General features: G+C 64.5%; 14 protein-coding genes. 7 read left to right on the forward strand and 7 right to left on the reverse strand.

Annotation, left to right across the window (positions count from 1 at the left end; all coding sequences use genetic code 11):
• Positions 1-24: 24 nt before the first annotated feature.
• Genes AC3WL2_RS02725 through AC3WL2_RS02740 form a run of 4 tightly spaced genes read right to left on the reverse strand, consistent with a single transcriptional unit; the run spans position 25 to position 4209 of the window.
• On the reverse strand, positions 25-1857 hold the full coding sequence (locus tag AC3WL2_RS02725) for an ABC transporter ATP-binding protein (protein ID WP_102684412.1): 1833 nt from the start codon (positions 1855-1857) through the stop codon (positions 25-27).
• Between the two features lie 51 nt (positions 1858-1908).
• On the reverse strand, positions 1909-2466 hold the full coding sequence (locus AC3WL2_RS02730) for a peptidylprolyl isomerase (RefSeq protein ID WP_102684413.1): 558 nt from the start codon (positions 2464-2466) through the stop codon (positions 1909-1911).
• On the reverse strand, positions 2460-3272 hold the full coding sequence (locus AC3WL2_RS02735) for an alpha/beta fold hydrolase (protein ID WP_102684414.1): 813 nt from the start codon (positions 3270-3272) through the stop codon (positions 2460-2462). The genes AC3WL2_RS02730 and AC3WL2_RS02735 overlap by 7 nt, the downstream gene beginning before the upstream one ends.
• A 13-nt stretch (positions 3273-3285) precedes the next feature.
• A complete protein-coding gene (locus AC3WL2_RS02740; RefSeq protein ID WP_028693074.1) occupies positions 3286-4209 on the reverse strand; it encodes a LysR family transcriptional regulator in 924 nt (307 codons plus the stop codon).
• A 50-nt stretch (positions 4210-4259) separates the two neighbouring features.
• Here AC3WL2_RS02740 and AC3WL2_RS02745 point away from each other — a divergent pair, with 50 nt between their 5' ends.
• The 3 genes from AC3WL2_RS02745 to AC3WL2_RS02755 all read left to right on the forward strand — a co-directional run bounded on the left by AC3WL2_RS02745 (position 4260) and on the right by AC3WL2_RS02755 (position 6440).
• A complete protein-coding gene (locus tag AC3WL2_RS02745; protein ID WP_102684415.1) occupies positions 4260-4574 on the forward strand; it encodes a 3-phosphoglycerate kinase in 315 nt (104 codons plus the stop codon).
• A 110-nt stretch (positions 4575-4684) separates the two neighbouring features.
• On the forward strand, positions 4685-5284 hold the full coding sequence (locus AC3WL2_RS02750; RefSeq protein ID WP_102684416.1) for an FMN-dependent NADH-azoreductase: 600 nt from the start codon (positions 4685-4687) through the stop codon (positions 5282-5284).
• 283 nt (positions 5285-5567) lie between these two features.
• A complete protein-coding gene (locus tag AC3WL2_RS02755; RefSeq protein ID WP_102684417.1) occupies positions 5568-6440 on the forward strand; it encodes a carboxylate/amino acid/amine transporter in 873 nt (290 codons plus the stop codon).
• Between the two features lie 3 nt (positions 6441-6443).
• Here the strand turns inward: AC3WL2_RS02755 and AC3WL2_RS02760 are convergent, their stop codons facing one another.
• A complete protein-coding gene (locus tag AC3WL2_RS02760; RefSeq protein WP_102684418.1) occupies positions 6444-7646 on the reverse strand; it encodes an MFS transporter in 1203 nt (400 codons plus the stop codon).
• Between the two features lie 164 nt (positions 7647-7810).
• On the reverse strand, positions 7811-9112 hold the full coding sequence (locus tag AC3WL2_RS02765) for a mechanosensitive ion channel family protein (protein WP_102684419.1): 1302 nt from the start codon (positions 9110-9112) through the stop codon (positions 7811-7813).
• A gap of 142 nt (positions 9113-9254) precedes the next feature.
• Here AC3WL2_RS02765 and AC3WL2_RS02770 point away from each other — a divergent pair, with 142 nt between their 5' ends.
• From AC3WL2_RS02770 to AC3WL2_RS02780, 3 genes are all read left to right on the forward strand, one after another.
• Positions 9255-10580 (forward strand): DEAD/DEAH box helicase, encoded by a 1326-nt coding sequence (locus AC3WL2_RS02770; protein WP_023631179.1) that lies wholly within the window; start codon positions 9255-9257, stop codon positions 10578-10580.
• Positions 10581-10765: 185 nt separating this feature from the next.
• Positions 10766-11047: a BrnT family toxin gene (locus AC3WL2_RS02775; RefSeq protein ID WP_102684424.1), complete on the forward strand. Its 282-nt coding sequence runs from the start codon at positions 10766-10768 to the stop codon at positions 11045-11047.
• Positions 11022-11258, forward strand: a complete 237-nt coding sequence (locus AC3WL2_RS02780) for a BrnA antitoxin family protein (RefSeq protein ID WP_069016961.1) — start codon at positions 11022-11024, stop codon at positions 11256-11258. The genes AC3WL2_RS02775 and AC3WL2_RS02780 overlap by 26 nt, the downstream gene beginning before the upstream one ends.
• A gap of 11 nt (positions 11259-11269) precedes the next feature.
• Here the strand turns inward: AC3WL2_RS02780 and AC3WL2_RS02785 are convergent, their stop codons facing one another.
• Entirely contained in the window at positions 11270-11539 is a 270-nt protein-coding gene (locus tag AC3WL2_RS02785; RefSeq protein WP_102684420.1) for a hypothetical protein, read from the reverse strand.
• Positions 11540-11765: 226 nt separating this feature from the next.
• Between AC3WL2_RS02785 and AC3WL2_RS02790 the strand changes: the two genes are divergently transcribed.
• Positions 11766-13945: filamentous hemagglutinin N-terminal domain-containing protein (locus tag AC3WL2_RS02790; RefSeq protein WP_492574028.1), on the forward strand; the 2180-nt coding region annotated here is incomplete at its 3' end.

Raw genomic sequence — 13945 nt, forward strand, 5'->3', positions numbered from 1 at the left:
GATTTTCCCATGCCGTTTTCTGTATCAGTCCACCCCGACGAACCCACCTGTCTGGTGATGCCACAATCGCGCATACAGTCCACGCTGCGCCAATAGCTCGGTGTGGCTGCCACTCTCGACGATATGCCCCTTGTCCAGCACGATCAGCCGGTCCATGCGGGCGATGGTCGACAGGCGGTGGGCGATGGCGATCACCGTCTTGCCCTGCATCAGCGTCTCCAGGCTCTCCTGGATCGCCGCCTCGACCTCCGAGTCCAGCGCCGAGGTAGCCTCGTCCATGATCAGGATCGGCGCGTTCTTCAGCAGCACCCGGGCGATGGCGATGCGCTGGCGCTGGCCGCCGGAGAGCTTCACGCCGCGCTCGCCGACATGGGCATCGAAGCCTGTACGGCCCTGGGCATCGGACAACTGCGGGATGAACTCGTCGGCCCGTGCCCGGCGCACAGCCTCCCAGACTTCCTCGTCACTGGCATCCGGCCGGCCGTACAGCAGGTTGTCGCGGATCGAGCGGTGCAGCAGCGAAGTGTCCTGGGTGATCATGCCGATCTGCGCGCGCAGGCTGGCCTGGTTGACCTCGGCGATATCCTGGCCGTCGATGAGGATGCGCCCGCTGTCGATGTCGTACAGGCGCAGCAGCAGGTTGACCAGGGTCGACTTGCCGGCGCCGGAGGGGCCGATCAGGCCGATCTTCTCGCCGGGGCGGATATCCAGGTTCAAGGCGTCGATCACCTTGCCGCCCTTGCCGTAGTGGAAGTCGACATGGTCGAAGCGCACCGCGCCGCGGCTGACCTTGAGTGCCGGCGCGTGGGGCCTGTCGCTGACGGTGACCGGCTGGGCGATGGTCTGCAGGCCGTCCTGGACCATGCCGATGTTCTCGAAGATGCCGTTGACCACCCACATGATCCAGCCGGACATGTTGACGATGCGGATCACCAGGCCGGTGGCCAGGGCGATGGCGCCGACGCTGATCAGCGACTGGCTCCACAGCCACAGGGCAAGGCCCGTGGTTGCGACCACCAGCAGGCCGTTCAGCGAGGTGATGACCACGTCCATGCTGGTGATCACCCGCGAGGCCAGCTGGGTCTTCTCGGTCTGCTCGCTGATCGCCTCGCGGGCGTACTGCTGCTCGTAGTCGGTGTGGGCGAACAGCTTGAGGGTGGCGATGTTGGTGTAGCCGTCGACGATGCGCCCCATCAGTTTGGAGCGTGCGTCGGAGGAGATCACCGAGCGTTCCTTGACCCTTGGCACGAAGTAGTACAGCGCGCCGATATAGCAGGCGATCCACACCAGCAACGGCAGCATCAGCCGCCAGTCGGCCTCGGCGAACAGCACCAGTGCGCTGATGGCGTAGATCAGCACGTGCCACAGCGCGTCCACCGCCTGCACCGCCGAATCACGCAGGGAGTTGCCGGTCTGCATGATGCGCTGGGCGATGCGCCCGGCGAAGTCGCTCTGGAAGAAGTTCAGGCTCTGCTTGAGCACGTAGGTGTGGTTTTGCCAGCGGATCAGGCTGGTCATGCCCGGGCTGATGGTCTGGTGCACCAGCAGGTCGTGCAGGCCAAAGAACACCGGCCGCAGCACCAGCACCACCACCAGCATCCAGATCAGCTCGCCACTGTGCTCGCTGAAGAAGTTGGCGTTAGGTGTGCCTTGGGCCAGGTCGATGATCCGGCTCAGGTAGCTGAACAGCGCCACCTCGATCAATGAGGCGATCAGCCCGACGATCAGCAGGGCGAGGAAGCTCGGCCAGACCTGGCGCAGGTAATAGAGATAGAAGGGCCAGACCTTGCCGGGAGGCGCCTCGCTCGGCGCCTCGCGGAAGATGTCGATCAACTGCTCGAAACGACGGTACAGCATGGGTGACGACACTCCTGTTCGACCCGACTCACGTCCCTGTGTGGTGCGGGATCAGTCGATGCGTTTGGCCGACTTGATGTACACCGGGTCGGCCGGCACATCACGCATGCCTTTCTTGACGGTGGTCGGCGAGTTGACGATCTGGTCGACCACCTCCATGCCCTTGGTGACCTTGCCGAACACGGCGTAGCCACGGTCGCGGCCCGGGTTGAGGAAGTCGTTGTCGGCGACGTTGATGAAGAACTGGCTGGTGGCCGAGTTCGGGTCGGAGGTACGCGCCATGGACAGGGTGCCACGGGTGTTCTGCAGACCGTTGCTGGCCTCATTGCGGATCGGATCCTTGGTCGGCTTCTGCACCATCTGCTCGGTGAAGCCACCGCCCTGAACCATGAAGCCAGGGATCACACGGTGGAAGATGGTGTTGTTGTAGAAGCCGCTGTCCACGTACTGGAGGAAGTTCTTGGTACTGATCGGCGCTTTTTCTGCGTTCAGCTCGATCTCGATCTTGCCGAAGCTGGTGACCAGCTCAACGTGCGGGGTCTTGTCGGAGGCCATGACGCTGGTGGCGAAGGCGACCGAGCAGGCGGTGAGCAGAAGTTTTTTCAGCATGGGCTCAATGATCCTTGAGAGGTGGAAGCGGCTGCGAGGAACTGCAGCAGGGTCTGGTTGAAGACCTCAGGTTGGTCCAGGGGCGTAGCGTGCCGCGAATCGTCGATGACCGCCAGTCTGGCGTTGGGCATCAGGGCGACGTAACGTTCTTTCAGTTGTATCGGTGTGTAATCGTGGTCGGCGGCGATCACCAAGGTGGGACAGCGGATCTGGCCGATGCGTTCCTGTACGCCCCAGTCGACGATGGCGTCGAAGCTTTTCAGATACGCACGCTTGTCGTTGCGCGCCCAGCGCTCGGCCATCTTGCGCCGCAGTTCGGCCTGCTCCGGCTTGGGAAACAGCCGTGCGGCCAGACCCTTGCCGACGGTCTCGACGCTGAGCAGGCGCGCCAGGCCCCAGCGCTTGAGCCACCAGATCCAGTCGCTGCGGGTGCGGCGCTTGACCTCGGGGGCGCTGTTGACGATGCACAGGCTACGCAGCCACTCGGGGTGGTCGACGGCGAACTGGAAACCGACCATGCCGCCCATGGACAGGCCGACGAAGTGCACCGGGCCGGTGTCCAGATGACGGAGCAAGGCCAGCAGATCCTCGCTGAAAGTCTTTATCTGGTAGCCCGAGCGAGGCTTGGACGATTGCCCGTGGCCGCGGATGTCCATGAGGATCACCCGGTACTGGCGGGCGAGCTCGGGCACCTGCAGTTCCCAGTCCTGGCTGCTCGAACCCAGCCCGTGCAGCAGCACCAGGGGCTCGCCCTGACCGTGTTCCTCGTAATGCAACTGGCATCCTTGCTGTTCGAAAACGGCCATGGGCGCGGTCCTCTCAGGCTTGCGGGGGGGCTGCGAAGGGCACGTCCAGCGGCGCGGTGTCGAAATTGCGCAGCAGTTCGATAAGGATCTGCGTGGCCGGGCCCAAGGTCTTTTCCTTGCTGGAGTAAAGGTAGAACAGTGGATGGCGGCTGCCACCCTGATCCAGCGGCAGGGGCTTGAGCACGCCTTCGCGCAGCTCGCGCTCGATCATGTGCCGGGGCAGCCAGGCAAAGCCCAGGCCGCTGCCGACGAAGGTGGCCGCGGTGCCCAGGCTGCCTACCGTCCAGCGTTGCTCGGCGCCTAGCCAGCCGACATCACGTGGCTGGGCCCGACCGGAGTCGCGGATCACCACCTGCAACTGGCTTTCCAGGTCCTGGAAGGTGATTTCGCGGCCCATGCGGTGCAGGGCATGCTCGGGGTGGGCGACGGCGATGAACTCCACCGGACTCAGTTCGGTGCCCAGGTAACCGCCGATGTTGAAGCTGCTGATGGCAAGATCGGCGATGCCTTCGTGCAGCACTTCCTCGACCCCGGACAGCACCTCTTCGCGCAGGCGCACCCGGCAGCCGCGGCTCTGCGGCATGAACGCTGCCAGGGCGCGCACCAGGCGGGCGCTGGGGTAGGCGGCGTCGACCACCAGGCGCACCTCGGCTTCCCAACCCTGCTCCATGTGATGGGCCAGGTCTTCCAGCTGGCTGGCCTGCTTGACCAGTTGCCGCGAACGGCGCAGCAGCACGCTGCCGGCCTCGGTCAGCACCGCCTTGCGCCCATCGATGCGCAGCAACGGCACGCCCAGTTGTTCCTGCATGCGCGCCACGGTGTAGCTCACCGACGATTGCGAACGGTGCAGGGCCTCGGCGGCCTGAGCGAACCCGCCGTGGTCGACCACCGCCTGCAGGGTCCGCCACTGATCCAGGGTAACGCGCGGTGCTTTCATCCAGGGCTCCTGTTGTCCTAAGCTGCGCTCTTCCCAAGGAGAGCGCCCGTATGAAGAAATGTTGTGCGGCTTTGCTGTTGTGCCTGCCCCTCGGGGTCATGGCTTACCCGATCGACGTCGAGAAGGACCTGACCGGGGTCAAGGTCGACTACACCGCCTACGACACGGCCTACGACATCGGCTCGATCAGCCTCAACAACTATGGGCAGGTGCCGGCGGCGTGCAAGGTCATTTTCCGCAACGGCCCCGAGGCGCCACGGGTGCGCCGGGTCAACGTGCCCGCTGGCAGGAGCGTGGATGTCACCGCCAAGTTCAACCGGCAGATCATCAGGCTGCGCATCGTGCTTGACTGCAAAGCGGAATAAAACAGATTAATCGATAGGTTGATCCCACTTTTTACGCTTTTTTATCGATAGGTCAACCTCTAATCTCACCTCCATCGAATCGCCACCCCTTACCGCCGATGGAGGCACCCATGTCCCACGTTCTGATCATCGAAAGCAGCGCCCGCCAGCAGGATTCCGTTTCTCGTCAACTGACCCAGGACTTCATCCAGCAATGGCAAGCAGCGCATCCGGCCGACGAGATCAAGGTGCGCGACCTGGCCGTGAACCCCGTGCCGCATCTGGACGCCAACTTGCTCGGCGGCTGGATGAAGCCCGAGGAACAGCGCAGCACCACCGAGCGTGAGGCACTTGAGCGCTCCAACGCGCTGACCGACGAATTGCTGGCCGCCGACGTACTGGTGATGGCTGCGCCGATGTACAACTTCACCATCCCCAGCACCCTGAAAGCCTGGCTTGACCACGTGCTGCGCGCCGGCATCACCTTCAAGTACACCCCGACCGGCCCCCAGGGACTGCTCAACGGCAAGCGCGCCATCGTGCTGACCGCCCGCGGCGGTATCCATGCCGGTGCCAGCAGCGATCACCAGGAACCTTACCTGCGCCAGGTGATGGCCTTCATCGGTATCCATGATGTGGACTTCATCCATGCCGAAGGCCTGAACATGAGCGGCGAGTTCCACGAGAAGGGCCTGAACCAGGCCAAGGCCAGACTGGCCGCGGTGGCCTGAGTCGCGACGAATTCCCAACCCTGACACCTTGTTGCTCCTTTGGGTGTGCCTGCCCGGCCATAGAGATGGCCGGGCTTTTTTTGCTCGCAGACAGTGCGCATCCTGTGCCGGCCTGATCGCCGACAAGCCAGCTCATGGATACAGCGCAGTTCTTGAGAATTGTGCGGTCGGTGTGGGAGCCGGCTTGCCGGCGATGGGCTGCGCAGCAGCCCCACAATCCCCATGGTTGAACTGCCCAGGCCCAACCCGCTAAGGTCCCCGCCTTGATCCACGAGGGCCAACCATGGGCTACCTGATAATCGTCGCGCTGATCCAGGCGTACTCCTTCAACCTGATCGGCGAATACCTGGCCGGCCATGTCGACAGCTATTTCGCCGTGCTGGCCCGCGTTGTCCTGGCCGGCCTGGTGTTCCTGCCACTGACCCGCTGGCGCCAGGTCGAACCACGCTTCATGCGCTCGATGCTGCTGATCGGCGCGCTGCAGTACGGCATCACCTATGTCTGCCTGTACCTCAGCTTCCGCGTGCTGACGGTGCCGGAGGTACTGCTGTTCACCATTCTCACCCCGCTGCATGTGACCTTGATCGAGGATGCCCTGAACCGCCGCTTCAACCCCTGGGCGCTGCTCGCCGCCCTGGTGGCGGTGGCCGGCGCGGCGGTGATCCGCTTCGACACGGTCACCGGCGAGTTCTTCATCGGCTTCCTGCTGCTGCAACTGGCCAACTTCACCTACGCCGCCGGCCAGGTGCTGTACCGCCACCTCGTCGCCCGCCACCCCAGTGACCTGCCGCACTACCGCCGGTTCGGCTATTTCTACCTGGGCGCGTTGCTGGTGGTGTTGCCGGCCTTCCTGCTGTTCGGCAATACCCAGCACCTGCCGAGCACCGACACCCAGTGGCTGGTGCTGTTGTTCCTCGGCCTGTGCCCGACGGCGCTGGGGTTGTACTGGTGGAACAAGGGCGCCTGCCTGGTCTCCGGCGCCACCCTGGCGGTGATGAACAACCTGCATGTGCCGGTGGGCTTGCTGCTCAACCTGCTGATCTGGAACCAGGACGAACCGCTCGGGCGCTTGGCCATTGGCGGTACGGTGATCCTGGCGTCGGTCTGGTTGAGCCGCTTGGGCGGCCAGCGCGCGAGGCTGCCGGGAGCGGCCTGAGGATCATTGCCGGTGCGGCAGGCCAGTGTGCACGACCAGGCATAACGGTAGGGTCAGCAGCAGCGTGCCTGCCAGCGCCATCAATCCCTGTTCCACCCCAGTGTGGTCGGATATCGCGCCGATCAGCACCGGCGCCAGCGCGCCGCCGCCGACCGTGCCGGTATAGAAGCAGGCGAACACCCGCTCGCGCTGCTCGCTGCCGGCGAAGTCCGGCACCAGCCCGGTCAGCACCGACGAGGTGCCGTTGAGTGCCACGCCGATCAGAGGCATCACCAGCATCAACGGCAGGTAGGGCAACAGCAGTGCCACCAGGATCAGCCCGGCGGTCAGCAGCTCGGTACAGATCACGGTGCGCACCGGCCCCAGCCGGGCGCCCAGGTAGCCGCAGAACAGCTTGCCGAAGGCGCCGCCAATGAACAGCAATGTCAGGGCCAGGCCTATTTGCGCGGTCGTCGCGCCCTTGCTCTGCAGCAGGAACGGCAGGAAGGTCAGAAAACCCATGCGCACGCCACTGTCGAGGGTGCCGGTGGCGATCAGCGCCGCCAGCCCCGACCTTGAGCCAACCCGGTCTTGGGCTATGGCCTTGCGCGTTGATCGCTCTGCGAGTGGCGCCTGACGCAATAGCCACCACAGCGCCGCTGCCGCCCCCAGGCCTAGCAGTCCAAGCGCGGTGGCGTTGGTCTGCCATGACACATACACCAGCACCAGGCCGACCAGGCCCGGGATCAGTGCCTTGCCGATATCGCCGGCGAAATTGTACTGGGCCAGGGCCTGCTTCACCTTGCCGCCACCTTCGTATGCATCAGCGACCAGCGCGCTGGCCAGCGGGTGCTGGGTGCTGGCGCCGAGGCCGGCGAGCATCAGGGCGATCAGCAGAAGGCTCAGGTCGCTCGCCTGGGCGGCCATCAGGTAGGCCAGCCCGGCCAGCGCAGTGCCCCGGATCAACAGGGCCTCGCGGCCCCAGCGCCGGGCACCTTTGCTGGCCAACAACTGAAAACCCGCCATCATGCCGGCGTAGGCGCCGCGCAGCAGCCCGACCTGGGCGTAGCTGAGACCGAAAGCGACCTGCCAGAGGGGCAGCAACACGTAGATGACATCGGTCAGGCCATCATGCACGCCATGGGCGAGGCTGGCGGCGGCGAGGGTCTTGCGCCGAGACGATGGCGGGGTGTCGTGCAGTGAAGTGCTGGAAATGTCCTGAGGCATGGCTCGCTCACGAAGGTTGTGGCAGGCGTCTGTCGAGCGTCAGGGATGGGCGTGGCGATTGGGCCGTCGATCTTCCGTGATGACGTCGTCATGGATGGCTCCAGGGTAGTGCGCCTTGGGGGCGCAATGCAAAGGGCGCCCGGTCGGGCGCCCCGATTGGACGGTCAAGCCTCGCTCAATACGTCCAGGCTGCGTGGCTGGGTCTGAGGCTGCGGCCTGGCCGCCAGCCCCGCACGCATGTCATTGCCACTGGGCTGCTGGTACAGGCTCAGCCCGAACTCCGGCAGCACCGCCAACAGGTAGTCGAAGATATCGCCCTGGATGCGCTCGTACTCGGCCCACACCGTGGTGGTGGTGAAGCAGTAGATCTCCAGCGGCACGCCTTCAGCGGTGGTCTGCATCTGGCGGACCATGCAGGTCATGTTCGGGTGCACGTTGGGGTGGCTCTTCAGGTACGCCAGGGCGAAGGCGCGGAAGGTACCGATATTGGTCAACTGTCGGCGGTTGGCCGACAGCCCGGCGTTGTGGCCCTGGGCTTCGTTCCATTCGCGCAGCTCCTGGCGCTTGCCGGCCAGGTAGTCGCCGAGCAGACGCACCTGGCCCAGGCGCTGTTCTTCTTCCTGGGTCAGGAAACGTACGCCTGCGGCATCGATGAACAAGCTGCGCTTGATCCGCCGCCCGCCGGATTGCTGCATGCCGCGGTAATTGCGGAACGACTCGCTCATCAGGCGCCAGGTGGGGATCGAGACGATGGTCTTGTCGAAGTTCTGCACCTTGACCGTGTGCAGGGTGATGTCGACCACGTCGCCGTCGGCGCCGGCCTGGGGCATTTCGATCCAGTCGCCGACATGCAGCATGTCGTTGCTGGTCAGTTGCACGCTGGCGACGAACGACAACAGGGTGTCCTTGTACACCAACAGCAGCACCGCCGACATGGCGCCCAGACCGGACAGCAGCAGCAATGGCGAGCGGTCGATCAGGGTGGCGACGATGACGATGGCGGCAAAGATCCACAGCATCATCTTGGCCAGCTGCATGTAGCCCTTGATCGAGCGGGTGCGGGCATGTTCGGTGCGGGCGTAGATGTCCAGCAGCGCGTCGAGCAGGCAGGAAAGGGCGCGGGTCATGAACAGCAGCGTCACGGCCAGGGCGACATTGCCGAGAAAATGCTGGGCGGCGGCCGACAGCTCCGGCACCAGCTTCAGGCCGAACTGCACCACCAGCGACGGGGTGGTCTGGGCCAGACGATGGAACACCTTGTTGTGGCGCAGATCGTCCAGCCATCTGAGTGCCTGTTGGCGGCCTAGCAGGCGGGTGGAGTGCAGGATCAGGAAGCGCGCCAGACGGCCGACCAGCAGCGAGACGAGCAGCAGTACGGCCAGGCCGAGGGCGGCGTGCAGCAGGGGGTGTTGGTCGAGCGTGCCCCAGAGGTCGAGGGCGTCACGCCAGAAGCGTTGGATGTCCATGGGCTTGGAAACGGTCTGTGTTGCGGTACGAAGCGTTATTAGAGCGTGGATCGGCGCAAAGTTGCCAAAAGAAATTCGGTTCTGGCCACGGAAAACGTTACCCTATGCAACTGAATTTTTCGCACTTGCCCGAGGTTACCCCGTGTTTTCCCAATTCGCCCTGCACGAACGCCTGCTCAAAGCCGTGGCCGAGCTGAAATTTGTCGAGCCGACCCCGGTGCAGGCGGCGGCCATTCCCCTGGCCCTGCAAGGGCGTGACCTGCGGGTGACGGCGCAGACCGGCAGCGGCAAGACCGCCGCCTTCGTGCTGCCACTGCTCAACCGCCTGGTCGACCGCAGCGGGCCGAGCGTGGAAATCCGTGCGCTGATCCTGCTGCCGACGCGTGAGCTGGCCCAGCAGACCCTCAAGCAGGTGCAGCTGTTCTCGCAGTTTACCTACATCAAGTCCGGCCTGGTCACCGGCGGTGAAGACTTCAAGGAACAGGCGGCGATGCTGCGCAAGGTGCCGGACGTGCTGATCGGTACCCCGGGTCGCCTGCTCGAGCAGCTCAATGCTGGCAACCTCGACCTGTCCCACGTTGACGTACTGATCCTCGACGAAGCCGACCGCATGCTCGACATGGGCTTCGCCGAAGACATGGAGCGCCTGTGCAAAGAGTGCGAAAACCGCAAGCAGACCCTGCTGTTCTCGGCCACCACCGGTGGCGCGGCATTGCGCGACATCATCGGCAAGGTGCTCAAAGACCCTGAGCACCTGATGCTCAACAGCGTCTCGCAGCTCGCCGAAGGCACGCGCCAGCAGATCATCACCGCCGATCACGACCAGCATAAAGAGCAGATCGTGCAGTGGCTGCTGGCCAACGAGACCTACAAGAAGGCAATCATCTTCACCAACACCCGCGCCCTGGCCGACCGTATCTACGGCCACCTGGTGGCCAAGGAGGTCAAGGCGTTCGTCCTGCATGGCGAGAAGGACCAGAAGGACCGCAAGTTGGCCATCGACCGCTTCAAGGACGGCGGCTCCAAGGTGCTGGTGGCCACTGACGTCGCGGCCCGCGGCCTGGACATTGACGGCCTGGACCTGGTGATCAACTTCGACATGCCACGCAGCGGTGACGAGTACGTGCACCGTATTGGCCGCACCGGCCGTGCCGGTGGCGAAGGCCTGGCGATCTCGCTGATCACCCACAACGACTGGAACCTGATGTCGAGCATCGAACGCTACCTCAAGCAGCAGTTCGAGCGCCGCGTCATCAAGGAGGTCAAGGGTACCTATAACGGTCCGAAGAAGGTCAAGGCGTCGGGCAAGGCTGCCGGCACCAAGAAGAAAAAGACCGAGAAGAAGGCGGGCGCCGACAAGAAGGGCGCCGCCAAGCGCAAGCCGTCCGCCAAGCCGAAGGCCAACGCGCCGCTGGCCAGCGCCGATGGCCTGGCGCCGCTGAAAAAGCGCAAGCCGGCGGCTGAGTAAGCCCCTCCGGCAATGAGCCCGCCACTGCAACGGTGGCGGGTTGCTTCACCTCTTTCCCCAGGGCGCGTAGCCCATTTCCCAAACCCTGTTCCAGCCCGGGCATTTTGTCGCCCGACCGCCACACTCCTCTGGCATGTGCAGCCAAGGAGGAGTAGCGTATGTACAGCTGTAAATACGATTGTCCAGTGCGATTTGAATGGGGCGAGGAAAAGAACCAGCTCAACATCCGCAAGCACGGGATCGACTTCAACGATGTGCCCGAGATGTTCCGCCAGCCGATGCTGGCGCTGCGCGATGAGCGATTCGAGTACCCGGAGGCACGCTGGATCGGCATGGGCTGGATCAATGCTTGGGTCAGCGTGGTCGCCTACACCGAACGGCAGGGTGATGTGATCCGCATCATTTCCGCCAGAAGAGCCACACGACGTGAGGTAACGCGCTATGTCGAAACCGTCCATAAGCTGTGAGCAAGACCAAGCCCCGGTCGATACCTCGGACATCCCCGAACTCGACGATGACTTCTTTCGCCGTGCCGAACTGCGGGTGCCCGCCAAGCAAACGGTCACCATCCGCCTGGATGCCGACGTACTGGCCTGGTTCAAGGAACAGGGCGCCGGCTACCAGACCCGCATCAACCAGTTGCTTCGTCAGTACATGCAGGCCCAGCAGCGGCGCTGATCCAGGCGCCGTCAGGTTTTCCTTTCCGCTTCTTTAAGTTCCTGGATGCGCTTGTCGATCAACTGGCACTTGTCCGGCAGGTCCTTGCTGGCGGTGCCGAGGTCCATGTGCTGAAGCTCTTCATTGATTTCCTTGGCCTTTTGAGCGTTCTGCTCGGTCAGCTGGCTCACCAGGCCTGCCAGTTGCTCTCTTTTCTGCGTGGCCTCTTCCGGTGTGCAGGCCAAGATGGGCTGCGCGCAGAACAGGGCTGTCGCGCAGAGGATGCAGGGTAGCGGTTTCATCCTTCGGTTCCCTTGTCAGTCGATTCGTGCGGTGGAGGTCGCTGGCTGGCCGGAAGTTCAGCGCGAGCGACTGGCGGAACAGGTGCCGTCATACGGCTACTATTTTTGACGATATTAATTTGACGCTTCCATGATGGCGAAATAGTATCTCGCGCTCTTTTTCGCTAATGCTTACCGGTGTGCTGGCAAGCATGAGCACCTGACCGCCTGATTTGCGAGACCTGACATGGACGTCCGCCTGTTTGCCTTCCTGGCCCGCCAACGCTCGGCCGCCATTCAGCCCCGTGAGCGCTTCTGCGGGCTGCCCAAGCGCGGCCTGGCGCTGCTGCTGGCCAACGCCATGTTCTGGCAACCGCTGTGGGCACAGGCCGCCGAAGGCGTGGTGGTCAGCGGGCCGGGCACACGGCTGGACCAGGCGGGCAACGGCGTGCCGATCATCAACATCGCCGCGCCCAATGGCAGCGGCCTGTCGCACAACCAGTTCAGTGACTACAACGTCGGCCAGCAGGGGTTGATCCTCAACAACGCCACCGACCGCACCCAGGCCACCCAGCTGGGCGGGATCATCCTCGGCAACCCCAACCTGCAGGGCACCGCGGCCAGCGTCATCCTCAACGAGGTCAACGGCGCCAACGCCAGCCAGCTGCGCGGCTACACCGAAGTGGCCGGGCGCGGGGCACATGTCATCGTCGCCAACCCCCACGGCATCACCTGCGATGGCTGCGGCTTCATCAACACGCCACAGGCCACGCTCAGCACCGGCAAGCCGGTGCTCGAGAACGGCCAGCTGAGCCGTTACCAGGTCGACCAGGGCCATATCGCCATCGAAGGCGCGGGGCTCAACGCCAGCAACGTCGACAGCTTCGAGCTGATTGCCCGCAGCACGAAAATCAACGCCGAGATCCAGGCGCGCAACCTGGCCATCGTCGCCGGGCGCAACGATGTCGATGCGCGCACCCTGGCGGCCACGGCGCGCCAGGATGACGGCAGTGCCAAGCCGAGCCTGGCCATCGACTCCAGCGCCTTGGGCGGCATGTATGCCGGCGCGGTCAGGCTGGTGGGCACCGAGGCCGGGGTCGGCGTGCGCCTGGATGGGCGGATGATCGCCAGCGGCGGCGATATCCAGCTCGAGGCCAATGGCCAGTTGCGTATGGCCCAGGCCAGCGCGGACGGCAATGTGCGGATTCAGGCGGTTGGTATTGATGCGCAGGGGCCGGTGCATGCCGGCCAGCAACTGCGAATGGACAGTCGTGCAGACTTGGTCAACCGTCAGGGGCTGACTGCCGGGGGCCAGGTACAGTTGAACGCTGGCGGCCAACTGAGCAACCTCGGCGGTATCCAGGCGGGTATCAACGCCGATGGCGAGCGCGTGGCCGACGCCGACCTGAAGCTCAGCGCCAGTGCCGTGGACAACCGCAACCAGCGCTTGATCGCCAGCGGCGACCTGACCGTCTCCACTGGCAGCCGCCTGGACAACCAGGGCGGCAGCCTCAGTGCCGGGCGCGACCTCAGCGTCAACGCCGCGACCCTGGACAACCAGCAGGGCAAGGTCCTCGCCGACGGGCGCATGACCCTCACCGGTGGCCAATTGCTCAACGGCGACCGTGGTCAGATCACCAGCCAGGGCGCGCTGAACGCCACCTGGGCCCATCTGGACAACCAGGCCGGCGAACTGTCCAGCCTCGATACCCTGGCCCTGAACCTCGGCAGCCTGGACAACCGCACTGGCAAGGTCCTGGCCAACCGCGGCATCACCGTCACCAGCCAGGGGCTGGTCGACAACCGCAGCGGCCGGATCGCCAGCCAGGCCACCCTCGACCTGAGCGCCCAGGCCCTGAACAACGGCCAGGGTGGCCATATCAGCGGCAACCAGGCAGTCAGCGTCAATGTCGGCCGGCTCGACCAGCAGGGCGGCCACCTGAGTAGCGTCACCGCGCTGACCCTGGACCTGAACCATGGCCGGCTGGACAACCGCGACGGCAAGATCGCCGCCAACCAGCTGCACCTGCGCCAGATCGCCGATATCGACAACCAGCGTGGCGAGATCTTCGGCAAGGGCGCCTTCACCCTGGCAGGCCGCAGCCTCGACAACACGGGCGGCAAGTTCTACAGCGAACAGGCCCTGACCGTGCGCCTCGACCAGTTGCTCGACAACCTCGATGGCCTGGTGTCGGCCGACGGCCTGGATATCCGCGCCCTGACCCTGAACAACCAGGGCGGCGTGGTCACCAGCAAGTCGGGCCTGGCAGTGGTCACGGGCGCAGCCATCGACAACCGCCACGGCGAGATTTCCAGCGCTGACCTCGGCCAGGTAACGGCAGGCAGCTTAGACAACCGTGAGGGTACGGTCACTGGCGGGGCGCTGGAGTTGGCCATCGCCCAGGCGGTGGACAATCGCCAAGGGGT

The sequence above is a fragment of the Pseudomonas sp. FW305-96 genome, from assembly GCF_058783825.1.